At 70.4% G+C, this 20,737-nt stretch carries 25 protein-coding genes; 5 read left to right on the top strand and 20 right to left on the bottom strand.

Annotated features, from left to right (window positions below; translation table 11 throughout):
* Positions 1–177: 177 nt before the first annotated feature.
* The 12 genes from surE to VNO22_16435 are packed head-to-tail and all read right to left on the bottom strand — an operon-like array spanning position 178 to position 9,945.
* Positions 178–924: a 5'/3'-nucleotidase SurE gene (gene surE, locus VNO22_16490; protein ID HXG62971.1), complete on the bottom strand. Its 747-nt coding sequence runs from the start codon at positions 922–924 to the stop codon at positions 178–180.
* A 54-nt stretch (positions 925–978) separates the two neighbouring features.
* Complete coding sequence (locus VNO22_16485) at positions 979–1,755, bottom strand: FliA/WhiG family RNA polymerase sigma factor (GenBank protein ID HXG62970.1); 777 nt, start codon at positions 1,753–1,755, stop codon at positions 979–981.
* Between the two features lie 16 nt (positions 1,756–1,771).
* Entirely contained in the window at positions 1,772–2,008 is a 237-nt protein-coding gene (locus VNO22_16480; GenBank protein ID HXG62969.1) for a hypothetical protein, read from the bottom strand.
* A gap of 6 nt (positions 2,009–2,014) precedes the next feature.
* Complete coding sequence (locus VNO22_16475; protein ID HXG62968.1) at positions 2,015–2,935, bottom strand: MinD/ParA family protein; 921 nt, start codon at positions 2,933–2,935, stop codon at positions 2,015–2,017.
* A complete protein-coding gene (locus tag VNO22_16470; GenBank protein HXG62967.1) occupies positions 2,932–4,050 on the bottom strand; it encodes a GTP-binding protein in 1,119 nt (372 codons plus the stop codon). Before VNO22_16470 ends, VNO22_16475 begins: the two co-directional genes overlap by 4 nt.
* Positions 4,051–4,072: 22 nt before the next feature.
* The gene (gene flhA, locus VNO22_16465) at positions 4,073–6,157 is read right to left on the bottom strand and encodes a flagellar biosynthesis protein FlhA (protein ID HXG62966.1); all 2,085 of its coding nucleotides are present in this window, start codon (positions 6,155–6,157) and stop codon (positions 4,073–4,075) included.
* A 28-nt stretch (positions 6,158–6,185) separates the two neighbouring features.
* Positions 6,186–6,395: a hypothetical protein gene (locus tag VNO22_16460; GenBank protein ID HXG62965.1), complete on the bottom strand. Its 210-nt coding sequence runs from the start codon at positions 6,393–6,395 to the stop codon at positions 6,186–6,188.
* A 13-nt stretch (positions 6,396–6,408) separates the two neighbouring features.
* Positions 6,409–7,482, bottom strand: coding sequence for an EscU/YscU/HrcU family type III secretion system export apparatus switch protein (locus tag VNO22_16455; GenBank protein HXG62964.1), 1,074 nt, complete (start codon positions 7,480–7,482; stop codon positions 6,409–6,411).
* Between the two features lie 6 nt (positions 7,483–7,488).
* Positions 7,489–8,274 (bottom strand): flagellar biosynthetic protein FliR, encoded by a 786-nt coding sequence (locus VNO22_16450; GenBank protein ID HXG62963.1) that lies wholly within the window; start codon positions 8,272–8,274, stop codon positions 7,489–7,491.
* 7 nt (positions 8,275–8,281) lie between these two features.
* Positions 8,282–8,560 (bottom strand): flagellar biosynthetic protein FliQ, encoded by a 279-nt coding sequence (locus VNO22_16445; protein HXG62962.1) that lies wholly within the window; start codon positions 8,558–8,560, stop codon positions 8,282–8,284.
* Entirely contained in the window at positions 8,553–9,332 is a 780-nt protein-coding gene (fliP, locus tag VNO22_16440; GenBank protein ID HXG62961.1) for a flagellar type III secretion system pore protein FliP, read from the bottom strand. The genes VNO22_16445 and fliP overlap by 8 nt, the downstream gene beginning before the upstream one ends.
* A 22-nt stretch (positions 9,333–9,354) precedes the next feature.
* Positions 9,355–9,945, bottom strand: a complete 591-nt coding sequence (locus VNO22_16435) for a flagellar biosynthetic protein FliO (GenBank protein HXG62960.1) — start codon at positions 9,943–9,945, stop codon at positions 9,355–9,357.
* Between the two features lie 161 nt (positions 9,946–10,106).
* Between VNO22_16435 and VNO22_16430 the strand changes: the two genes are divergently transcribed.
* Positions 10,107–10,592 carry an NUDIX domain-containing protein gene (locus VNO22_16430; GenBank protein ID HXG62959.1) on the top strand — a complete coding sequence of 162 codons (486 nt, stop codon included), beginning with the start codon at positions 10,107–10,109 and terminating at the stop codon, positions 10,590–10,592.
* Here the strand turns inward: VNO22_16430 and VNO22_16425 are convergent.
* Positions 10,568–10,810 (bottom strand): hypothetical protein, encoded by a 243-nt coding sequence (locus tag VNO22_16425; GenBank protein HXG62958.1) that lies wholly within the window; start codon positions 10,808–10,810, stop codon positions 10,568–10,570. The two genes, VNO22_16430 and VNO22_16425, sit on opposite strands and share 25 nt — an antisense overlap.
* Positions 10,811–10,897: 87 nt before the next feature.
* Between VNO22_16425 and VNO22_16420 the strand changes: the two genes are divergently transcribed.
* Complete coding sequence (locus tag VNO22_16420) at positions 10,898–11,914, top strand: hypothetical protein (GenBank protein HXG62957.1); 1,017 nt, start codon at positions 10,898–10,900, stop codon at positions 11,912–11,914.
* A gap of 301 nt (positions 11,915–12,215) precedes the next feature.
* Here VNO22_16420 and VNO22_16415 read toward each other — a convergent pair whose 3' ends face one another.
* Complete coding sequence (locus VNO22_16415; protein ID HXG62956.1) at positions 12,216–12,518, bottom strand: hypothetical protein; 303 nt, start codon at positions 12,516–12,518, stop codon at positions 12,216–12,218.
* Positions 12,519–12,757: 239 nt separating this feature from the next.
* Between VNO22_16415 and cimA the strand changes: the two genes are divergently transcribed.
* The gene (gene cimA, locus VNO22_16410) at positions 12,758–14,377 is read left to right on the top strand and encodes a citramalate synthase (protein ID HXG62955.1); all 1,620 of its coding nucleotides are present in this window, start codon (positions 12,758–12,760) and stop codon (positions 14,375–14,377) included.
* Here cimA and VNO22_16405 read toward each other — a convergent pair.
* Positions 14,352–15,782 (bottom strand): HD domain-containing protein, encoded by a 1,431-nt coding sequence (locus VNO22_16405; GenBank protein ID HXG62954.1) that lies wholly within the window; start codon positions 15,780–15,782, stop codon positions 14,352–14,354. The two genes, cimA and VNO22_16405, sit on opposite strands and share 26 nt — an antisense overlap.
* A 106-nt stretch (positions 15,783–15,888) precedes the next feature.
* Between VNO22_16405 and VNO22_16400 the strand changes: the two genes are divergently transcribed.
* Both VNO22_16400 and VNO22_16395 read left to right on the top strand, forming a co-directional pair.
* Positions 15,889–16,047, top strand: coding sequence for a hypothetical protein (locus tag VNO22_16400; GenBank protein ID HXG62953.1), 159 nt, complete (start codon positions 15,889–15,891; stop codon positions 16,045–16,047).
* 34 nt (positions 16,048–16,081) lie between these two features.
* On the top strand, positions 16,082–16,522 hold the full coding sequence (locus VNO22_16395; protein HXG62952.1) for an MOSC domain-containing protein: 441 nt from the start codon (positions 16,082–16,084) through the stop codon (positions 16,520–16,522).
* On the opposite strand, the gene queF is transcribed toward VNO22_16395, so the two are convergent.
* The 5 genes from queF to VNO22_16370 form a co-directional block, all read right to left on the bottom strand.
* Positions 16,504–16,926 carry a preQ(1) synthase gene (gene queF / locus VNO22_16390; protein ID HXG62951.1) on the bottom strand — a complete coding sequence of 141 codons (423 nt, stop codon included), beginning with the start codon at positions 16,924–16,926 and terminating at the stop codon, positions 16,504–16,506. The two genes, VNO22_16395 and queF, sit on opposite strands and share 19 nt — an antisense overlap.
* Complete coding sequence (greA, locus tag VNO22_16385) at positions 16,919–17,392, bottom strand: transcription elongation factor GreA (protein HXG62950.1); 474 nt, start codon at positions 17,390–17,392, stop codon at positions 16,919–16,921. The genes queF and greA overlap by 8 nt, the downstream gene beginning before the upstream one ends.
* Before the next feature lie 46 nt (positions 17,393–17,438).
* Positions 17,439–17,777 carry a P-II family nitrogen regulator gene (locus VNO22_16380; protein HXG62949.1) on the bottom strand — a complete coding sequence of 113 codons (339 nt, stop codon included), beginning with the start codon at positions 17,775–17,777 and terminating at the stop codon, positions 17,439–17,441.
* Between the two features lie 19 nt (positions 17,778–17,796).
* On the bottom strand, positions 17,797–19,194 hold the full coding sequence (locus VNO22_16375; GenBank protein ID HXG62948.1) for an ammonium transporter: 1,398 nt from the start codon (positions 19,192–19,194) through the stop codon (positions 17,797–17,799).
* Positions 19,195–19,287: 93 nt separating this feature from the next.
* Positions 19,288–20,724, bottom strand: coding sequence for a hypothetical protein (locus VNO22_16370; GenBank protein HXG62947.1), 1,437 nt, complete (start codon positions 20,722–20,724; stop codon positions 19,288–19,290).
* Positions 20,725–20,737: the final 13 nt, after the last annotated feature.

Below are 20,737 nucleotides of genomic sequence, written 5' to 3'. Positions count from 1 at the left end.
AGGCGGGGATCCCGGCCGATCCCGAGGTAGTCGTTCGAGGCGAACCCGAGGAATTCCCGCCCGCCGATCGTGACGTACGGCCCCCGGACGCGCTCGATCACCGGCGGGGTGCGCACGAGGCGCCCGCGCCGAAGCGCCGCGAGCGCGTCCCGAACGTACTCGGAAAGCATCGGCCCGTCACCCCTTGGCGGGGAAGACGCCCGAGAGCGTCTCCAGGAGGTCGCGGTCGGTCAGGTCGCGGCGCAAGGGCGTCACGGAGACGTACCCGTGGGCGATGGCCCAGTCGTCGGTCGGACGGCCGTTGCGGCTCGGCAGGCGCGGCGGCTCGCCCCGCAGCCAGTAGTAGGTCCGGCCGCGGGGATCCCGCCGCCGCTCGTAGCGGTCCACGTACGGTTTGAGCTCCGTGACCGTGACGAGGACGCCGCGCGGCTTTCCCGGCGGGAGATTCACGTTGTAGACCGTCCCCGGCCGCGGCGCCCGGGCCAGGATCCGCTCGATGAGGCGCGCGGCCAGCCGCGCCTCGGCCCGGAAATCCTCGTGGTCCGCGAATTTGCGGGACACGGCGAACGAGGGAACGCCGGCCTGGGCCCCCTCCAGGGCGGCCGCGACGGTTCCCGAGTAAAGGACGTTCGAGCCCGTGTTGAGACCGTTGTTGATGCCGCTGACCACGACATCGGGCCGCCCGTCCAGGATCTCTCGGACGGCCAGCTTCACCGCGTCGGCCGGGTTGCCGCTGACGCTCCAGCAGCCGTCGGCGACCTTCGTGACCATGAGCGGCCGGTAGAGGGTGAGCGAGCTCGAGGCGCCGCTCTTGGGCCCCTCGGGGGCGCAGATCGTGACCTGGCCCAGCCTCCGGAGCGCGGCCGCCATCGCATGGAGCCCGGGCGCCGAAACGCCGTCGTCGTTCGAAAGCAGGATCTTCACGGGCGCCGAGTGTAGCACGAAACGGCCCGGCGGGCCAGTCCCGGCCGCGCGCCCTTACGCGATCTCCACCTTCTTGTGCTTGAGGTACGCCCGCAGGCGCGCGATGAGCTTGGCGTGAAGCTGGCACACGCGCGACTCGGAGAGCCCCAGGACCCGGCCGATCTCCTTGAGCGTGAGGTCCTCGAAGTAGTACATCATGAGGATGTAGCGCTCCTTCGCGGACAGCTTCTTCTGGCAGAACTCCACCAGATCCTTGCGCGTGTTGGCCGGCAGCGGGCCCTCGATCTTCTCGTCCTCCATGACGTCCACGCCGAGCTGGCTGGGATCCTTCTCGAGGGTGCGCCGCTGGAGCGACACGAGCGACGCGCCGCTCACTTCGCGATAGAGCTCGTCGAGCTGGTCGAGCGAGATCTTCAGCTCCCGCGCCAGCTCCACGTCCGTGGGCGGCCGGCCGTTCTCCTTCTCGAGCTTCGCGTAGGCCTCTTCCAGCCGGTTGGCCCGCGCGCGCGTCAGGCGCGGCACCCAGTCCATGTGGCGCAGCTCGTCCAGCATCGCGCCCCGGATGCGTCCCACGCAGTAGGTCTCGAACTTCACCCCGCGCGTGACGTCGAACCGCTCGACCGCGTCGAAAAGCCCGAAGACGCCCGCGCCGATGAGATCCTCCACCTGCACGTTGTGCGGCAGGCGTTCGATCATCTTCTCGGCTACGTATCGGACGATGGGCAGGTATTCCTCCGACAGGATGTTCTTGATCTTCGGATCGCGCGTCCGGCGGAACTCCTCCCACAGGCGCGCCACTTCCTCCTTGGACCGCTTCGTCGCGTAAGCCATGGCTTCCCCCTCTCTCCTATCCTTTGGGTGTCCCGATCGAATCCTTTTCCGCTCCCGCCCCTCCGGCCGCCCCCTCCTCGAGAAGGCCCCGACCGAACGGCCCGAAGACCACGCTCCCGAGCCCGTACCCCAGCGCCGCGGCGGCCAGCGCCCGCAAGAGCGCCTGGGCCGCCGGCACTTCGGACGCCGCGGCCAGACCGGCCGCCCCTCCGAGAATCCCTCCGAGGATCGCCCCCATCCGACGCGCGTTCATCTCCCCCTACCTCCCCGCGATCGCCGCCCAGAGACGCCGCACGAAGGACGGCCGCTCCTCCGCCGCGGGGCGCGCCGCGCTCAGAACCAGCCGGTCGGCGATCGACCGCAGGCAGGCGCTCGCGGCGCAGCCCGGATAGGCCAGCAGAAACGGCCGGCGCTGCCGGACGGCCTGCGGGACCCGGGGATCGGCCACGATGTACCCTAGCTTCTCCACGTACACGTTGAGCAGCTTGTGGGCCGTCACGGCGATCCCCCCGGCGAACCGCTCGGCTTCCTCCCGGCCGGCGCACTGGTTGATCACGATGTACAGGTTGCCGTGATCCCCCTCTCGACTGACCATCTTGAGGACGGCGTACGCGTCCACGACGGCGGTGGGCTCCGGAACCGTTACCACAATTATATCATCCGCCGCCGCCAGGAACGCGGTCGTGTTCCGGGAGATCCCGGCGCCCGTGTCGAAGATCACGACGTCCGCGTCCCGGTGAAGCGCGTCGAAGCTCGCCAGGAGCGCCTCGCGCTCCACGTCGGAGAGGTTCGCCAGCCGCTCCACGCCGCTGGCCCCCGGAACGACGCGGATCCCCCCCATCGCCGGGAGCGTCACCTCCTCGATCGTCCTGCGCCCCGTCAGGACCTGCGCCAGCGTGTACTTCGAGGTCAGGTCGAGCAGGATGTCCGCGTTCGCCAGCCCCAGGTCGAGGTCCACCAGCACCACCTTCTTGCCCCGCTGGGCTATGCCGATCGCGAGGTTCACCGCCACGTTGGTCTTCCCCACGCCGCCCTTGCCGCTGGTGACCGCCAGAACCCGCGCGTGCCGCGGCCGCGACCGCGCCAGCCGCCGCACTCCTTCCGCCTGGTCCCGGGCCGGCGCCAGCGGCGGATCCTCGGGCACGATCTTTCCGAAGTTCCGTTTCTCCAGCGCGTTCATAGCGACTCCTCCCCGAGGATCAGCGACGCCAGGCGTTCCGAATCCGCCACCTCGATGTCCCTGGGGATCTCCTGCCCCGTGGTCACGAAGGACAGCTCCGCCTGCACGCGCGACAGGACGTCGAGCACCACCCCGACTTTGATCGCTTCGTCGAGCTTGGTGATCACCAGCCGGTCGTAGCCGCACGGGGCGAAACGCTCGGCGACCTCCACCACGGTCTCGGGCTGCGTCGTCATCGACACCACCAGATGCGTCTCATCGGGGCGGGCGGCGGCCAGCACCTCCCGCAGCTCCTCAAGGCGCCGCGCGTTGCGCTGGCTGCGCCCCGCCGTGTCCAGAAGCACGAGATCCCGCCCCGCGAATTCCTCCAGCGCCCGCTCCACGTCGGCCGGCCGGGGACAGACCCGGATGGGCACGCCCACGAGCTGCGCCACTCTCCGGATCTGCTCGGCGGCGGCGATCCGGTACGTGTCGTTCGTGATCACGGCGACCTCGCGCCCCCGATGCGCGTAGATCGAGATCAGCTTGGCGATCGTCGTGGTCTTGCCCACTCCCGTCGGCCCGATGAAGGCCACCCGCACGCATCGTCCCGGCCGCAGCGCGATCCCTTCGGTGCAGCGGATCATCCCCTTGACCAGATCCCGGATCGAGGCGCGCAGCCGCGCCCGGTCGCGGAGCTCCCCGGGCGGAAGCGCCGCCCGCAGGCGGGCCACCATCTTCCGCGCCAGATCCTCCGAGACCCGCGAGGCCGCCAGGGTCGCGTACTCTTCGACCAGCTCGGGCGGGCCGTCCACCCCCCGCGCCCGTTCGACCCGCGCCTGCGTTTCGGAGATCAGCCGCCGGATCTCCGCGATCTCCCGGCGCAGCGCGTCCGGCGCCGCCCCCCCCCGCCCGGCCGGCGGACTCTGGCCCCGGGCCGCCGGCCCCGCAAAGTCCCGCACGATCTTGAAGCCGCCGCCCGCCACGATTTCGATCCGCGGGCGCCCGAACAGTCCCAGCCACCCCGACCGGCGGCCGTACGCCGAATGCAGGATCACCGCGTCCGGCCCGAGCTCCGATCGGATGCGACGGAGGAGCTCCGCCTCGTCCGTTCCCACGTACCGACGTATCTGCATCCCCTCTCTCCAGGGCGGGCGCCTAGGCGTCCGCCGTTACCGTGCCCCAAGCCTCCACGCGCACGTCCCGAACGATTTCGCCGTAGGAAAGCACCGCCATGCCCGGACGCACCGCCTCCGCGATCCGGCGCACGTGCGGGCGCACCGCGGGAGAGCAGAGGATCACCGGCGCATGCCCCGCCGCCTCCAGCCGCTCGGCTTCCCGCTTCAGGCGCTCCGCCAGCCGGGCCGCCACCGCCGGCGCCAGGCCGAGCTCCGCGCCCCGCTCCGTCCGCTCCGTCGCCGACCGGATCAGATCCTCGAGCTTCGGGTCGAGCGTGATGACGCGCATCCGCCCGTCCTTTTCCAGATGGGCGCGGCAGATCGTCCGCGCCAGCGCCCGCCGGACGTGCTCCGTGAGCGCCTCGGGATCCCGCGAGCGCGGCGCATGATCGCCCAGAACCTCGAGGATCGTCCCGAGATCGCGGATCGAGACGCCTTCCCGCAGAAGATTCTGGAGGACTTTCTGAACTTCGCCGGGCTTGAGGATCGCCGGCACGACCTCCTCCACCACGGCGGGCCGCGTCTCCTTGAGCGTCTTGAGCAGACTCTGCACCTCATCCCGCGTCAGAAGCTCGTGGGCGTGCCGGCGGAGCACCTCGCCCAGGTGCGTGGCCAGAACGGCCGCCGGTTCGGCCACCGTGTAGCCCAGCGCTTCGGCGCGGCCGCGATCGGACGGCGCGATCCAGAAGGCCGAAAGCCCGAAGGCCGGCTCGCGCGTCTTTTCCCCCTCGAGCGCCCCCGAGGCGCCGCCCGCGTCCATCGCCAGCAGGCGGTCGGCGCGCAGCGTCCCTTCGGCCACGGGCGTCCCGTAGATGCGGATCGCGTACCCGGCGGCCGGAAGCTGCCCGTTGTCCCGCACCCGCACGGGCGGCACCACGAGGCCGAGCTCCACGGCCATCTGCCGGCGCAGGCGCGAGATCCGGTCGAGGAGATCGCCCCCCTGCGCGGGCTCCACGAGCCGCACGAGGCCGTAGCCCACCTCGAGTTCCACGGGCTCGACGCGCAGCAGGCTTTCCACCTTTTCGGGCGCGGGAGCCGCCGGAGCGCGGGCGGCCGCCGCTTCCCGTTCCCGGGCGGCCTTCTCGGCCTGCGCCAGGGCGCGCGCCCCCCAGGCCAGAAGCGCCGCCCCCGCCGCCATCGGCACCACCGGGAGGCCGCTCCCGAAAAGGAGGCCCGTCGCCGCGAGCGCTCCCAGGAAGCCCGCGCCGGTCCAGAGCGCCCGCCGCTCGGAAAAAACCTGCCCGAACACCTCGCGGCCCAGGTCCTCCCGCGCCGCCGCCCGCGAGACCATGAGACCCGCGGCCAGCGAAACCACGAGCGCCGGCACCTGGGTTACCAGCCCGTCCCCGATCGTCAGAATCGTGTAGGTCGAAAGCGCGTCCGCGGCGCTCATCCCGTGACGCAGGCAGCCCACCGCGAAACCGGCCGCGATGTTGAGAAAGGTGATCACGAGGCCCGCCACGGCGTCGCCCCGCACGAACTTCGAAGCCCCGTCCATGGCCCCGTGAAAGTCCGCCTCCCGCGCGATCCGCTCGCGCCGCCGCCGGGCCTCCGCCTCGTCGATCAGCCCCGCGTTGAGATCCGCGTCGACGGCCATCTGCTTGCCCGGCAGCGCGTCCAGGGCAAACCGCGCGGCCACTTCGGAAATCCGCCCGGCCCCCTTCGTGATCACCACGAAATTGACCAGAACCAGGATCCCGAAGATCACGAAGCCGATCACCGGTTCGTCGGCCGCCACGAACCGGCCGAAGGCCTCGACCATGCGGCCGGCCGCGCCCGTCCCCTCCTGCCCGGCGTTGGCCAGGATCTGCCGCGTCGTGGCCACGTTGAGGGCCAGGCGGAACGCCGTCGTCAGAAGAAGCACCGCCGGAAAGGCGGAAAGCTCCAGCGGATCCCGGACGTGGATCACGGTCACCAGGATCAGAAGCGAGGCCGTCAGGGACAGCGTCAGGAGCGCATCCAGGACGAAGGGCGGCAGCGGGACGAAGATCGTCCCCAGGATCGCCAGCACCGACAGGACGAGCGCCACGTCCCGGTGCTTGCCGAGCCCTTCCGCCCAACGCATTCCGTGTTCTCCTCCGAGCCGGGCCGTCCTACGACGCCGCCCGGTCGGAATCCACCACGAGGTGGACCGTCGTGTCCTTCCCCGTCATCGACCAGCAGCACTGCCCGCCGGTCACGTCGAGCGGCCCCGCCATGGCCCGCAGCCGCTCGATCAGCTCCTCGATGGCCCGCGCCGGGCCCTTGAGGACAAGGTCGATCGCCTCGCCCCCGGCGACCGTCAGCCTCAGCTTCGCCTCCATGCTCGCCTCCTCCCTACGATGCCGGCGCCCCGCCCTTGAGGCGGACGATGAACGCCAGGATTTCCGCCACTTCCGGGAACGCCCCTTCGGGGATGGGCCGGCCCACCTCGACCTTGCGGCAGAGCGTCCGCGCCACCCCGCGCTCCACGACCGGCACGTCCGCCGCGAGGGCCGCTTCCCGCAGGCGTTCGGCGGCGCGACCGGTCGCACGGGCCGCCACGACGGGCGCCGGATCGCGCTCCGGGTCGTACTTCAGAGCCACGGCGGCCCGATCCGGCTCCACGACGAGAACGGCCGCCCCTTCGAGGGTTCCCTGCGGCGCGGCCGCGGCGACAAACCCGCGGCGGAGCGCGCGGCGGCGTTCCTTCACGCGCGGATCCCCCTCCGTGCGCCGCTGCTCCTCGAGCCGCTCCGCGCGGCTCATGCGCAGGTCGCGCTCGTAGAGCCACCGTGCGACCGCGTAGTCCGCCAACCCGAGCGCCAGGAGCGCCAGGCCCGCCCGCAGCGCCAGAACCGCCGTCGCGCCCGACCACGCCCGCGCGAGCTCCTCGGCGGACCGGGCCCCGAGCGCGGCGACGCGTTCCCGCTCGGCCCAGAGCGTGAGGCCCGCCACCGCCGCGACCGCCGCGACCTTGGCCAGGGCGGCCCCCGCGCGCAGGAGGGCGCGGCCCGAGAAGATCCTCCCCAGTCCCGCCGCCGGATCCAGCCGCGCCAAGTCCGGCGCCACCGCCGGCCAGGCCCACAAAAATCCCACCTGCGCCACGCTGGCCGCCGCGGCGGCAAGCGCCGGAATCGCGACCACCGGAAGCGAAGCCGCCAGGGCCGCATGGAAAGCCGCCCGGAGCCGGACCGCCGGCGCGTCCCCTTCCGCCGTCGCGGCGGCCAGATTTCCCAGCGCGTCGCGCGTGAAGTCGAAAAGTCCCCCCGCCAGCGACCGTCCGAAGACGGCCAGCGCCGCCACGCCGCCGAGCAGAACGACCGCCGCCGCCAGGTCCGCGCTCCGGGCCACATGGCCGCGGGCGCGCGCCTCCTGGCGCCGCCGCGGCGTCGCGGGTTCCGTCCGCTCGTCGAACCGGTCCTCAGGCACGGCGGCTCATCCTCCCCACCGCGCGACGAGTCCGCGCACGGCTCCGAAGTGCGCCTCATGAAGCGCGCGAAAGTTCTCGGCGAAAAGCCCCACGCCCGCCGCCAGAACCAGGACGCCGACGAGGAGCCGCAGGGCGAAGGACAGGGCGAAGGCGTTGAGGTCCGGGACCGCCCGCGCGGCGAAGGCGGCGGCGATCGTGACGAGGAAGGCCGCCGTCCAGGCCGGCGCGGCGATCTGGACGGCCATGCGGAAAAGATCCGCGGGAAGCGACCGGGCCGCCTGAAGGAGCGTGGTCTCGGACGGACCCGCCGCCGGCAGGGGAACGGCGCGGAAGCTGTCGGCCAGGGCCGCGATGAGGAGGTGATGGCCGTCGATGAGGAGGTAAAGAACCGCGGCCAGGAGGACCTTGAAGCCGGCCAGGACCGACGAGGACTCGGGCGTCAGGGGATCCAGGAGGGACGCCGCGGAGATTCCGAGCTCCTGATCGAGCAGGCGGCCGGCGGAGCGCACGGCGGCGAACAGGATCCAGGCCGAAAATCCCACGAAGGCGCCCACGGCGAATTCCCCGGCGGCGGCCAGGAAGAAAGCGGCCATGCCCGAAGGGGGAGCGGCCGGGCGGCCCACCCACGGGAAGAACACCGCCGCCAGGGCGAGCGCGAGAAAGGCTTTGAGCGGCGCCGGAAGGCTCGCGCTTCCGAGAACCGGGGCCGGAAGCACGAGCCCGGACGCGCGGAAAAACGTCAGCGCGAAGAAGGGCGCCTCCGCCCGGCCGAGCTCGAAGATCTTCTCCATCGTCCGCCTACCGGAACCAGGCTCCCATGTCGCGCACCAGCGCGACGCAGTACTCGACCAGCGTCGCCAGAAGCCAGGGCATCGCCAGAAAAAGCGCGGCCCCCACGGCCAGCATCTTGGGCACCTGGTTGACCGTGGCGTCCTGCACCTGGGTGGCCGCCTGGAGGACGGCGACGACCAGGCCGACGGTCAGGCCCGTCAGAAGCACCGGCAGCGACAGCTTCGCCGCCACCCAGAGCGCCTGCCGGGCCAGGTCCACCGCGAGCGAGACCGAAGCGCTATCCATGGAAACTCTTCACCAGCGATCCCACGACGAGGTTCCACCCGTCCACCAGGATGAACAGCAGGACCTTGAAGGGCAGCGAGACCACCGCGGGGGGCAGGACGAACATGCCCAGCGCGACGAGGACGGCCGAGACCACGAGGTCGATGACGAGAAACGGCAGGAGAATCGCGAAGCCCATCACGAAGGCCCGGCGCAGTTCGCTTGTGACGAAGGCGGGAATGAGGACTTCGGTCGGGACGTCGTCCGGCGTCCAGCCGCGCTCCCGGCGGGGCTGGCGGCTCAGATCCATGAAGAGCCCGAGATCCCGGACGCGGACGTGCTGAAACATGAAGGCGCGCAGGTGTCCCGAGGCGCGCCGGAAGGCTTCCTCCTGGGAGATGCGGCGCTCCGGGGCCGGCTGCGTATAGGGATCGAGCGCATCGCGCTTGACGGCTCCGAAGGTGGGAGCCATGACCATGAACGTGAGAAGGAGGGCCAGGCCGGTCAGGACGGGATTCGGCGGAAGCTCCGGGGCGCCGATCGCGCGCCGGACGAAGGAAAGGACGATGACGATGCGGGTGAACGACGTGACCAGGACCAGGAGGGCCGGGGCGAGCGAAAGGACCGTGAGTCCCACGACGAGGTCGAGGGCTCCGCGGACGTTCTCCGGTTTGCCCGCGTCGCGGGCCAGGCGGAGCGGGTCGAACCCCGGCTCCTGCGCCGCGTGAGCCGACGCGGCCGCCGCGGCCAGACCGGCCAGGCACGCCAGAATCGTCGCCCCTTTCCGTTTCACGAGGGTCCCCCGGGCGCGGTCCCTAGGCCTTCCAGGCGTGGACCGTTTTTCGAATCTCCGCGAGCTCTTCGACGAGCGAGTCGTACGGATCCCCGTCGTCCTCTCCGGCGGGCGGGGCGGGGACGGGGGAGGCCGGACGCGGGGCGGGTTCCGCAGGAGCGGCGCCGAGGCGCGCCCTCAGCTCCGCGGCCTCCTCGGGCGCGAACGTCCCGAGGGGGGCCAGCCGGTCGCGGGTGGCCCCGATGAGGAAGACGCGCGGGCCGACGTCGACGAGGAAGACCTCCTGGCGGGGCCCCAGGGCGCGGCGGGCGAGGACTTCGATGGCGCCTCCGCCGAGAAGCCGCGTTCCGCGGGCGAAGCGGCGAAGCAGGAGAAACGCGCCTCCCAGAAGGCCGAGGACGGCGAAGGAGCCCACGAGAAAGCCGCCGAGCCCGGCGCTCGGGGCCGGATCCGGAAGCAGAGGCGCCGTGGAGGGCGGGGGAGGCGGGGGGATGACCGCGGGGGCGGGTTCCGGAAGTCCCGGCGGCAGGGCCACGGTCGGTCCGGCGGACGCCGGATCCTGAGCCGCCGGCGTCCCGAACATCCAGCCGAAAAGCGCGAAGGCGATCGCCATGCGTCCCCCCTCTCCTCGGACACGGCCCGCCCCCGCGCGGCGCGCGCCCCGCGCCGCCCGGAGAGAGCCGTCCCGGCTAATTATAACTTATAAATCATAAAATACAAGGGAGCCGTCCGCCCGCTTGACACCCGGCGCGGCCGGCCGTCTAATGGGCCCCGATGCCCCGCCGGCTCCTCCTCGTGGACGCGCGCGACCGCGTGATCGGCACCGCCTCGCGGCGCGCCTGCCACGAGGGCCGCGGCCGGCGCCATCGCGCCTTTCTCGTGATGCTCTACAACCGCCGCGGGGAGCTTCTTCTGGCGCGGCGGCACCGGCGCAAGTGGCTGTGGCCGGGATACTGGGACGGAACCGTCGCCGGCCATGTGGAGGAAGGCGAGACCTACGCGCGGGCGGCGCGGCGGCGCGTCTTCGAGGAAATGGGCGTGCGGCCGCGGCTGCGCGAGGTGGACCGCTTCGCGTACACGGCGCGATACCGCGGGGACGGCGAAAACGAAATCTGCGCCGTCTTCGTCGGAACGGTCGAACGCGTGCGTCCCAACCCCCGCGAAGTGGACGCCTGGCTCTTCGCGGCGCGTCCCGCGGGGCGCCTGACGCCCTGGCTGCGGCGGGCGCTCCGGCGTCAGTTGCGGCGGCGGCGTTCGTAGAGCACTTCGCGCAGGATTTCCGCGGCGGTCGAGGCGTCGGGAGAGCCTTCCTTGCGCAGCCGCTTGGAGAACTCGTTGACGAGGTCCACGGTCTCCTCGTGCGTGAGCGCCGTTCCCCCGTGCACCACGTAGTCCTCGCCCCGCGTGACGCGCTCCTTCCCGTCGGTCCGGAAGTCCTTTCCGACCACGAACGGCCGGCGCCGGCGTTTCCGAGGCATGCCCCATTCTACCCGGCGACGGCCCCGGCCGCGCGAAAAAAGGGGGGTCGTTGACGCCCGCGGGCCGGCGACGTAGGATGAGCCCTCATGCGCCGCATGGGGCTTGCGCTCTTTCTGGCCGGATGCGGAACGCTCGAGCCCGGGCCGCCCGAGCCCTACCCCCGCGACCCGCGTCCCCTCACCGAGGGCGGGACCCACGCGGAAGCCTACTTCTCCTTCGACGGACGACGCCTGGTCCTCATGGCCGTCCGCCCCGGAGACGCGGCCGACCAGATCTACGAGTTGGACCTCGAAACGCGCGCGCTCCGGCGGATCACCGACGGCCGCGGGAAGGCCACCTGCGCCTACTACCTTCCGGACGGGCGGATGATCTTCTCCTCCACCCATCACCACGGGGCCGAGCCTCCCCCCCCGCCCGACCGCCGCGAAGGCTACGCCTGGGCGTTCCACCGCACGTTCGACCTTTTCCTCCGCGAAACCGACGGCACGCTCCGGCAGCTCACCGACCACGACGGTTACGACGCCGAGGCGACCGTCGCTCCCGACGGCCGGCGCATCGTTTTCACCTCCCACCGCGACGGCGGGATCGGTCTTTACACGATGAACGTGGACGGGACCGGCCTCCGGAAAGTGAACCACCGGCGCGGCTACGCGGGCGGCGCCTTCTTCTCGCCCGACGGACAATGGCTGGTCTACCGCGCCTTTTATCCGGAGACTCCCGAAGAAGAGGAAGAATATCGGAGGCTCCTCTCGCGGCGAGTGCTGCGTCCGAATCGATGCCGGTTCGAAATCTACCTGGCCCGCCCGGACGGCACCGAAGAGCGGGCGCTGACGCGGAACGGCAAGGCCAACTGGGCTCCCTGCTTCCACCCCGACGGGCGGACGATCGTCTTCGCCTCCAACCTGGAGGCCGACGCGCCGGGCCGCTTCTCCCTTTACGCGATCCGTCCCGACGGCACGGGCCTCCGGCGGCTCACGCGGCACGAAGGATTCGACAGCTTTCCCCACTTCTCCCCGGACGGCCGGCGGCTCGTCTTCATCTCCAACCGCGGCGCGCGCGATCCGCGGCGCGACCTCAACGTCTTCCTGGCGGACTGGCGGTGACTCCCGCGCCCGGGCCGAAAAAGAAAGGGCCCCGGCCGTTTCCGGACGGGGCCCCTTCGCGAGGTTCAGAGTACCGTGGCTCCCGCGGCAGGCGAGAGCACGCCTGCTCCCGCTAGCTCGAGAGCCTCCGAATACTTTCACCCACCTGCACTGGATCACCTCCTTTCCCGCAGGGAGGGACGCGCCTCGAATACGGCCGGCGCCTCCAGGGGCGCGTCGACCGGCGTATCTTTAGCCCCCACTGCGCGTTGAGGAGAGTATAGCCGAAGGGCGGTTCAGGCGTCCGGGGAAATCGCGGGATCTAATCGAATTCGCCGGTGATCAGGGGGAGAACAACGAAGTGATGCACGAGATCGGACAGGACAAGACCGCCCGCCACCGCCAGAAGGACGGGCGAAAAGACGGGATCCGAGGAGACCATGAAGCCCGGCGGCATGGCCACGGCGCCCACGTACCCGTGATGGATCCGCACCCCGAGCGTGTAGCGCGTGTAGCGCGGGGCGATCTCGCACGAGCGCAAGCCCAGGAAGAACCGGCCGGCGCAGGTGAGAACTTCGAAGACCACGGTGGTGGCCAGCGTGAGGAGAATGAGGCTGAGCGACATCCTGCGGATTCTAGCATATTCCTCTTGAAAAACCAGTCCCGATCGGAGATGTTAGGAAACCTATGCGAGGCTTCGCCGGAACGGACCTCCGTCGAATTACCTAGCGCGGGCGCGGCCCGGCGCCGCCGCCCGCCCGCTCCGGGCCCGGAATCCGGGCGTGGAGCCCCCACCCGTTGACCTTTTCCTCATTCATCGAACCCGAACGAGGCCTCGCGGCCCGGGACATGGAGGGTCGGATCATGAGCCGGCGGATCAAAATCTACGATACGACGCTGCGCGACGGCACTCAGGGCGAAGGCGTCACCTTCTCCATGGAGGACAAGGTGCGCATCGCCCGGCGCCTGGACGAGTTCGGCGTCCACTACATCGAGGGAGGCTGGCCGGGCTCGAACCCCAAGGACGTGCGCTTCTTCGAACGCATGAAGGAAGTGCCCCTCCGCCGCGCGAAGCTCGCCGCCTTCGGATCGACGCGGCGCCCCCATACCGCCGCCTCCGCGGACTCCAACCTCCGCCGGCTCGTCGAATCGGGCGCTTCCGTCGCCACGATCTTCGGCAAAACCTGGGACTTCCAGGTGCTCGAGGTGCTCAACGCCTCCCTCGAGGAGAACCTCGCGATGATCTCCGACTCCGTGGGCTTCCTCAAGCCGCGCTTCGAGGAAGTCGTCTACGACGCGGAGCACTTCTTCGACGGCTTCAAGAGCAACCGCGAGTACGCTCTGCGGACCCTGCGGGCGGCCGAGGAGGCCGGCGCCTCGTGCCTGGTCCTCTGCGACACCAACGGGGGCACCCTGCCCCACGAGGTCGTCGAGATCATCCGCGAGGTCCGCCGGCATGTCCGCGCGCCGCTCGGGATCCACGTCCACAACGACGGCGAGTGCGCGGTGGCCAACAGCCTGGCGGCGGTGCTCGAAGGCGTGGACCACGTTCAGGGAACGATCAACGGCTACGGCGAGCGCTGCGGCAACGCCAACCTCTGTTCGATCATCCCCAACATCATGCTGAAGCTCGGCCTTCCGTGCCTGCCGGAAGGATCCCTGGCCCAGCTGCGCGACGTCTCGCGGTTCGTCTCGGAACTGGCCAACCGCCCGCCCTGGCAGCATCAGCCCTACGTCGGAGACTCCGCCTTCGCCCACAAGGGCGGGGCTCACGTGGCGGCCGTCTCCAAGCACCCTCAGACCTACGAACACGTCAACCCCGAGCTCGTCGGCAACCATCGCCGCGTGCTGGTCTCGGAACTTTCGGGCCAGTCCAACGTCCTCTGGAAGGCGGCCCAGTACGGAATCGATCTCAGCAAGAACACGCCGGAAACCCGCCAGATCCTCCAGCTTCTCAAGGAGCTCGAGGATCAGGGCTACGAGTTCGAGGGCGCCGAGGGCTCCTTCGAGCTTCTCATGGAGAAGGCCCTGGGACGCCATCGCGGCAGCTTCGAGCTCGAAGGCTGGCGCGTCGTCGTGGAGAAACGCGGAGACGCCGCTCCGGCCGCCGAGGCCACGATCAAGCTCAAGGTCAACGGCATCCCCGAACACGCCGCCGCCGAGGGAAACGGACCCGTCAGCGCCCTGGACAACGCCCTGCGGAAGGCGCTCGACGCCTTCTACCCGACGCTCAAGACGATGTCGCTCCGGGACTACAAGGTCCGCATCCTCGAGGGCACCCAGGGCACCAGCGCCAAGACGCGCGTGCTCATCGCCTCCGGGGACGGACATGAGACGTGGGGCACCGTAGGGGTGTCCCACAACATCATCGAGGCGTCCTGGCAGGCCCTCGTGGACTCGATCGAGTACAAACTGCGCCTGGACCGCAAGCGCGCGGCGCGGACGCCCGAAGGGGCTTCTACGGGGAACCCTCGGAAGGCGTAACGCCGAGAAGCCGCCGCGCCGCCTCCCGCGCTTCCTCGAGCGTGCGGACCTGCCCGTCGAGCTGAAGCTGGTAGACTTCGTGCAGGAGCCGCCCCATGGCCGGCCCCGGCGCCACCCCCATCTCGAGAAGGTGGCGCCCCATCAGGAGCGGCCTCGGCGGCCCGTGCTCCACCGCCAGCTCCCGCGCCTTGCGGATGAACCATTCCTGCGCCTCCGCGTCCGGTTCCGGCGCTCCCGGAGCCCGGCGGCCCAGCGAATCCGCCTTGGCCACGCGATAGAGCAGATCGAGCTCGCACTTGGCGGCCAGGCGCCGGAAGGCGCCGTCCCCCAGCCGGTCCCGCTCCCTGTAGAAGAGCCCCGGTTTAAGGTGATTGGCCACAATCGCCAGGACCTGCCGTCGAACGTCGAAGCCGTCCAGCGTGTGGACATTCAGGCGGTCCAGAAGCCGCCGCGCGGGCGGCACGCCTTCCTCCTCGTGATGAAGCGACCGGATCCGGCCGTCGATCACCCGCGTGGTCGGCGGCTTTCCCAGGTCGTGACAGAGCGTTCCCAGAAGAACCGCCGCCTTCCGGGGGTAGGAAAGATCTTCGACGAGACCCGCGGCCACGTCCACCGCCTGAAGCGTGTGGACCCACACGTCGCCCTCGGGATGCCAGGCCGGCTCCTGCGGACACCCTACCAGAGCCTTAAGTTCCGGAAAAAGCCGGTCCATCACGCCCATCTCGAGCCCCGCCGCCAGGCCGATCGACGGGCGCCGCGCCCGGAGGAGCAGCTTCTCGAATTCCCCCCAGAGGCGCTCCGCCGGAAGCTCCTCGAGCGGGATGCCGCGCGCCAGGGCCACGGTCCCCGGATCGATCGCGAACTCGAAGCGCGCCGCGAACTGCATCGCCCGGAGCACCCGGAGCGGATCCTCTCCGAACGTGGCGGGGTCTACCGCGCGCAGCCGCCGGGCGCGAAGGTCCTCGATCCCGCCCCACGGATCCAGCACTTCCCCCGTCAGGAGGTCCCAGAGAAGCGCGTTGATCGTGAAATCCCGGCGTCGACTGGCCTCCCGCACGGACATGTCCGGATCCCCCTCGATCGTAAAGCCCCGGTGGCCGGGAGCCCTCTTCTGGTCGCGCCGCGGAAGGCTCACGTCCACGTCGCCGATCTTGTAGACCCGGAACGATTCTCCCACCGTGTCCACCCGCCCGAACCGCTCCAGAAGCGAGCGCAGGGCGTTTCCCGGCAGGCCGTACACTTCGAGATCCAAATCCCGCGCCTCCGAGGGCGGCTCCCCGAGAAGCGCCGCCCGAACGCGGTCGCGGACCAGCCCCCCGACCAGGTAGGCGCGCCCCCCGGCGTCCCGAACGGCGCGGGCGATCTCAAGCGCGCGACCGAGCGACGGATCCGGATCCAGCTTCATTCGCCCGCAGGATACCCGATCCCACGGGGCCGGGCAACGGCGCCGGCGGGCGGATCCATAACGCGGCTCCGGCGGGAGCGCTCGAAAAGAAAGGGGAGAACGAGGAATGAGAAAGAAGAAACCCGCTCGGCGCACCCGAGGCCGGACTCCGCGCCGCCCGCCGGTCTCCGCAGGATTCCGGGAGGAATTCCTCCTCGAAATCGACCGTATCGAGCGCCATCTGCGCGAGGGAACCCAAAAGGCCGAAGGCGACCGGGACGAATAGGGACGTGCCGCCCGGCCGACGCTATAATGGCCCGGTGGCCCTCGTGATCCACCTCCAGCGCTGTCCCGGGGGACGGCGGCCGATGGAGGCGCGCCCGAGCCTGCGCCTCGTCGCGGGGCTGGGCATCGAGGGGGACCACCACGCGCGCCCCGGAAGCTCCCGCCAGGTGCTCCTCATGGCGCAAGAGGACTGCGACCGTTTCGGCCTGTCCCCCGGCGAAGTCCGCGAAAACATCGTCACGCGGGGGATCGATCTGACGGCGCTGGCGCCGGGCACGCTTCTGCGCGTGGGCTCGGCGGTCCTCGAGATCACCAAGCCCTGCGAGCCGTGCGCCTTCATTGATTCCGTGCGGCCGGGCCTGCGCGCGCGGATCGGAAACCGCCGGGGCCTGCTCGCCCGCGTGGTCGCGTCGGGGGAAGTGCGGGTGGGAGACGCGGTTGGCCCCGAGGCGGCCGTTCAGCGCCCCCGCTCGTAGCGCACGTCCACGCGCGTGCGGATGCCTCCGCGGGCGGCGAACTCCCCCGTCACCGCCATCCACACGGGATCGCACGCGGCCACGAGGTCCCGGAGCACGCGGTTGACCGCGTTCTCGTAAAAGATCCCCAGGTTCCGGAAGGCGGTGATGTAGAGCTTGAAGGACTTCAGCTCGATCACTTTCCGGTCCGGCTCGTACTGGACGGTCAACGTCCCGAAATCCGGCAGGCCCGTCTTGGGACAGATGGCGTTGTACTCCGGATCGACGATGGTGATCGTGGTCCGGGGGAACTGGTTCTCCCACGTCTCGATCCGCGGCAACGGAGCGTCCAGCCCCGAGCGGGCGGCCGAGGCGTACGTGCGGGCCTGCCGGCGCTTCCCGGGAGGGCCGCCGCGACTAGCCATACCGGAACTCGAGGACCCGGTAGCGGATCCGCCCCCGGGGCGCCTGGACCTCGGCCACGTCCCCGACCTTCTTGCCCAGGAAGGCCTGACCGAGGGGGGAGACGACCGAGACCGTGTCCACGTCGTTGCGGACTTCCCCTTCCCCCACGAGCAGGAACTCCTCCCTCCGGCGCGTTTCCAGGTCCTCCGCCCGCACGAACGCGCCGATGGCGATCGCGTCGAGTTTCAGAGCCGAGGGGTCGATGACGTCGGCCAGGGCGAGCTTCTGTTCCAGCTCCGCGATCTGCTGGTCCACGTTCCACATTTCGGAGCGCGCGGCGTCGAACTCCGAATTCTCGGAGAGATCCCCCAGCTCGCGCGCCTCTCCCAGCGCCTTCTGGAGGCGGGGAAGTTCCACGTTCTTGAGGTGGTCGAGTTTCCTGCGGATCTGCTCGTACCCCTCCCGCGTCATGGGAATGCGGTCCATAGGTGCCTTATCCTATCGATCCGTCGGTCGCCGTCAACCCCGCCGCCTAGACCGCGGCCTCGCCCCGTTCCCCGGTCCGGATGCGGATCGCCTCGTCGAGCGTCGAGACGAAGATCTTGCCGTCCCCGATCTCGCCCGTGCGGGCGGCGCGGGTGATGGCGTCCACGACGCCGGCCACGGCGGAGTCGGCCACGACGACCTCGACTTTCACCTTGGGCACGAAGTCGATCGTGTACTCCGCGCCGCGGTACTGTTCCTTGTGGCCCTTCTGGCGCCCGAAGCCGCGGACCTCGGTGACGGTCAGTCCCTGAACGCCGATCTTCGAAAGGGCGTTCTTCACTTCGTCGAGCTTGAACGGCTTGATGATGGCTTCGACTTTCTTCACCGCGGATCTCCTTTTCCCTCTAATTATAAGCCGCCTCGCCGTGAAGCGTGAGGTCCAGGCCCTGATTCTCCTCGGCCTCCGTCGGACGCAGGCCCACCAGGGCATCGATGATTTTCAAGAGGACGAAGCTCGCGACCGCCGCCCACACCCAGGTGATGCCGGCGGCCAGCAGCTGGTTGAAGCACTGTCCCGCCCCGCCCGAGTAGTCGTAGATCACCTTCCCGGCTTCCTCCTTGAAGATCGCGGGATTCACCTCCTTGCTGGCCAGCAGCCCCGTCAGGATCGCCCCGAGGGTGCCGCCGACCCCGTGCACGCCGAAAGCGTCCAGCGAATCGTCGTAGCCGAGGACGTACTTGAGCTTGGCGGCCGCCAGATAGCAGACGACCCCGGCGACCAGGCCGATCGCCACGGCGGCCGGGATGGTGACGAAACCGGCCGCGGGGGTCACCGCCACCAGACCCGCCACCATGCCCGAGGCGGCGCCCAGGGCGCTGGGCTTGCCCCGCAAAACCCATTCGGCCCCCGCCCAGCTGACCGCCGCCGCGGCCGCGGCGAAATGGGTGGCCGCAAAGGCCGACGTGGCCCCCGAACCCGCCGAGAGCGCGCTGCCGGCGTTGAAGCCGAACCAGCCCACCCAGAGCAGCGCCGCGCCGACCATGCTGTAGACCACATTGTGCGGCGGCATGGGCTGCCCCGGATACCCCAGGCGCCGGCCCACGACGACCGCGCACACGAGGGCCGAAACGCCCGAGCTGATGTGGACCACCGTGCCTCCGGCGAAATCCAGCGCCGGGATCTTTCCGCCGAGCGCCCAGTTGAAAAGCCCCCCGTTGCCCCACACCATGTGCGCCAGCGGAAAGTAGACCACCGTGGCCCACAGGAGGGTGAAAAGCACCATGGCGCTGAACTTGATCCGCTCCGCATAGGCTCCCGAGATGAGCGCCGGAGTGATGATCGCGAACATGAGCTGGAACAGCATGAAGGTCTGGTGCGGGATCGTCGCCGCGTAGGTCGCATTGGGCTCGGAAGCGCTCACCCCCCGCATCATGAAGTAGGTCGCGGGGCTGCCGAAAACGGCGTTCCCGTCGGCGAACGCTACGCTGTAGCCGTAGAGAAACCAAAGCAGCGACATCAGCCCCATCAGAAACATGCTGTGCATCATGGTGGACAGCACGTTCTTCCGGCGGACGAGCCCCCCGTAGAAGAGCGCCAGTCCCGGACCGGTCATCATGAGAACCAGCGCGCACGAGACCAGCATCCAGGCGTTGTCGCCGGAGTTCACCGGAGCGGCCGCTTTGGCCTCCAGTTCGGCCACTCTCTTCTCCAAAGACGCCGGATCCTGACCCCACGCCGAGACCGGCCCCGCCGCCCCGACGGCCGCCACCGCAAGCGCCCCCAGAAATCGAGGAATGCCCATCCCTATCCCCCTTGAAAGAGGTCCCGCGCGACGAAAGTACGGCCTCAACGACCGGCCGGACATTCTAGCTTTTCAGGACCGGGCCCGACAACCTTAACGCGGCCCCGCGAGCTCGTCGAAAAGACGCAGGAGCCCTTCGACGATCTTGACGGAGGCCTCGACCTCCACGCGGTTGGTCCCCAGCCAGGTCTCGTACCCTCCGAGCGCGTGCTGCTCGGGCGTCGGCAGGTACCCGTAGGACCCGTTGGCCAGCGAGACCGTGAACCGGCGCGGCAGCGGAATGCGGCGCTTGAGCTCCAGGCCGATCTCGGTGAACACTTCGAACGGAACGGCCGCGATGCCCACGTCCCCGACCCGCACCGCCTGAAGGGGCACCGACACCTCCTCGGGCGCCTCGGAAAGTTCAAGCGCCCGGCGCGCGTAGACCGCTTCCCGCGGATGCCTCGGCTTGGCGTCCGGAGGCCGGGCCAGCACCTCCCGCGCGCGGGCGAGCTGCTCCGCCGTGGGCTTGCGCACCCTGAGCACCAGGTCCCGCATCCGGGCCCCGAGCGTGCATCGGTCGTCCCCGACCAGCTCCCGCTCGGCCCGGGCGACCTTCTCGGCCAGCGCGTCGGCCACCCGGCGCATCTTTTCGTAGGGAGGCAGGCGCTCGGGTTTCCCGAGAACGTCGATGTTGTTGACGTCCCCGCTGGTGCCGTTGGCCAGGATCCCGACGAAGGGGCGGTCGTGGCGGGACGCTCCCAGAAGCTCGCCCACACGCTCGGCGAAAACCCCGAAATAGTCCGCCGACACGTGCCCCGCGGGGACGCCGCCCACGTAATGCAGCGAATACACGGCCAGAAGCGCCAGGGGCCGGCCGTCGCGGGCGCGCACGGAGAGGAAGGCCAGCTCGGGATCCACGGGGCCGGCGGGCCGGTCCACATTCGGGTTCCCCACCCCGGGATTCATGAGCACCCGGTCCTCGCCGCCGAACGGGTTGGGAATCGCAACGCCGGGCTTCATGAAATAGCGGCGGTTGAAAAGATGCTCCGGAGCCTGCACGGATCCCCAGGCGATCCGGGCGGGCTCCAGATGGTTGAGCGCCCGGCGGGCGGCGTCGGCGATCCGGCGGGCGAGGAAGCGCGCGTAGTCCGAAAGCGGCCCCCCTCCCAGCGGGCCGCGGCCGCGCGCGGACGTCGCCGAATGCGTGTGCGTCGAGGACAAAAGGACATGCGCCCCGGGGACGCCCGTCTCCTTTTCGATCAACCCGCGGGCTTCGTCGAAGACCTCGCGGGACACTCCGACGTTGTCGCAGACGACGAAGAGAAGCCGCGTGCGGCCGTCGTCGAGCGCCAGGCAGCGGGCGTGAAGCTCGTCGTGAATGTGCGCGGCCGGAGGCGAATCCCAGCCGCCCACGATCGGCTCGCCCAGAAACGGCGTGATGTTGCTCGCGGCCGCGCCGGCGCGGAGGCCCGCGCCGGACTCCTCCTGAGCCCCCGACGGTCCCCCGAACGCGGCCAGGACGAGACCCCAGGCGACGAACCGTCCCATGAACCCTCCTTCT

Source organism: Planctomycetota bacterium (assembly GCA_035574235.1).
In the GTDB taxonomy this organism is placed as follows: Bacteria; Planctomycetota; MHYJ01; order MHYJ01; family JACPRB01; genus DATLZA01.
The sequence above is the reverse complement of the archived record's forward strand: the minus strand, read 5'-3'. Positions and strand labels throughout refer to the sequence as shown.

Excerpts from the sequence above, each read along its gene's own strand:
- VNO22_16485 (HXG62970.1), bottom strand. The coding sequence starts at position 1,755 with ATGGCTTACGCGACGAAGCGGTCCAAGGAGGAAGTGGCGCGCCTGTGG.
- VNO22_16480 (HXG62969.1), bottom strand. The coding sequence starts at position 2,008 with ATGAACGCGCGTCGGATGGGGGCGATCCTCGGAGGGATTCTCGGAGGG.
- VNO22_16475 (HXG62968.1), bottom strand. The coding sequence starts at position 2,935 with ATGAACGCGCTGGAGAAACGGAACTTCGGAAAGATCGTGCCCGAGGAT.
- VNO22_16470 (HXG62967.1), bottom strand. The coding sequence starts at position 4,050 with ATGCAGATACGTCGGTACGTGGGAACGGACGAGGCGGAGCTCCTCCGT.
- flhA (HXG62966.1), bottom strand. The coding sequence starts at position 6,157 with ATGCGTTGGGCGGAAGGGCTCGGCAAGCACCGGGACGTGGCGCTCGTC.
- VNO22_16460 (HXG62965.1), bottom strand. The coding sequence starts at position 6,395 with ATGGAGGCGAAGCTGAGGCTGACGGTCGCCGGGGGCGAGGCGATCGAC.
- VNO22_16450 (HXG62963.1), bottom strand. The coding sequence starts at position 8,274 with ATGGAGAAGATCTTCGAGCTCGGCCGGGCGGAGGCGCCCTTCTTCGCG.
- VNO22_16445 (HXG62962.1), bottom strand. The coding sequence starts at position 8,560 with ATGGATAGCGCTTCGGTCTCGCTCGCGGTGGACCTGGCCCGGCAGGCG.
- VNO22_16435 (HXG62960.1), bottom strand. The coding sequence starts at position 9,945 with ATGGCGATCGCCTTCGCGCTTTTCGGCTGGATGTTCGGGACGCCGGCG.
- VNO22_16430 (HXG62959.1), top strand. The coding sequence starts at position 10,107 with ATGCCCCGCCGGCTCCTCCTCGTGGACGCGCGCGACCGCGTGATCGGC.
- VNO22_16425 (HXG62958.1), bottom strand. The coding sequence starts at position 10,810 with ATGCCTCGGAAACGCCGGCGCCGGCCGTTCGTGGTCGGAAAGGACTTC.
- VNO22_16420 (HXG62957.1), top strand. The coding sequence starts at position 10,898 with ATGCGCCGCATGGGGCTTGCGCTCTTTCTGGCCGGATGCGGAACGCTC.
- VNO22_16415 (HXG62956.1), bottom strand. The coding sequence starts at position 12,518 with ATGTCGCTCAGCCTCATTCTCCTCACGCTGGCCACCACCGTGGTCTTC.
- cimA (HXG62955.1), top strand. The coding sequence starts at position 12,758 with ATGAGCCGGCGGATCAAAATCTACGATACGACGCTGCGCGACGGCACT.
- VNO22_16405 (HXG62954.1), bottom strand. The coding sequence starts at position 15,782 with ATGAAGCTGGATCCGGATCCGTCGCTCGGTCGCGCGCTTGAGATCGCC.
- VNO22_16400 (HXG62953.1), top strand. The coding sequence starts at position 15,889 with ATGAGAAAGAAGAAACCCGCTCGGCGCACCCGAGGCCGGACTCCGCGC.
- queF (HXG62951.1), bottom strand. The coding sequence starts at position 16,926 with ATGGCTAGTCGCGGCGGCCCTCCCGGGAAGCGCCGGCAGGCCCGCACG.
- greA (HXG62950.1), bottom strand. The coding sequence starts at position 17,392 with ATGGACCGCATTCCCATGACGCGGGAGGGGTACGAGCAGATCCGCAGG.
- VNO22_16375 (HXG62948.1), bottom strand. The coding sequence starts at position 19,194 with ATGGGCATTCCTCGATTTCTGGGGGCGCTTGCGGTGGCGGCCGTCGGG.
- VNO22_16370 (HXG62947.1), bottom strand. The coding sequence starts at position 20,724 with ATGGGACGGTTCGTCGCCTGGGGTCTCGTCCTGGCCGCGTTCGGGGGA.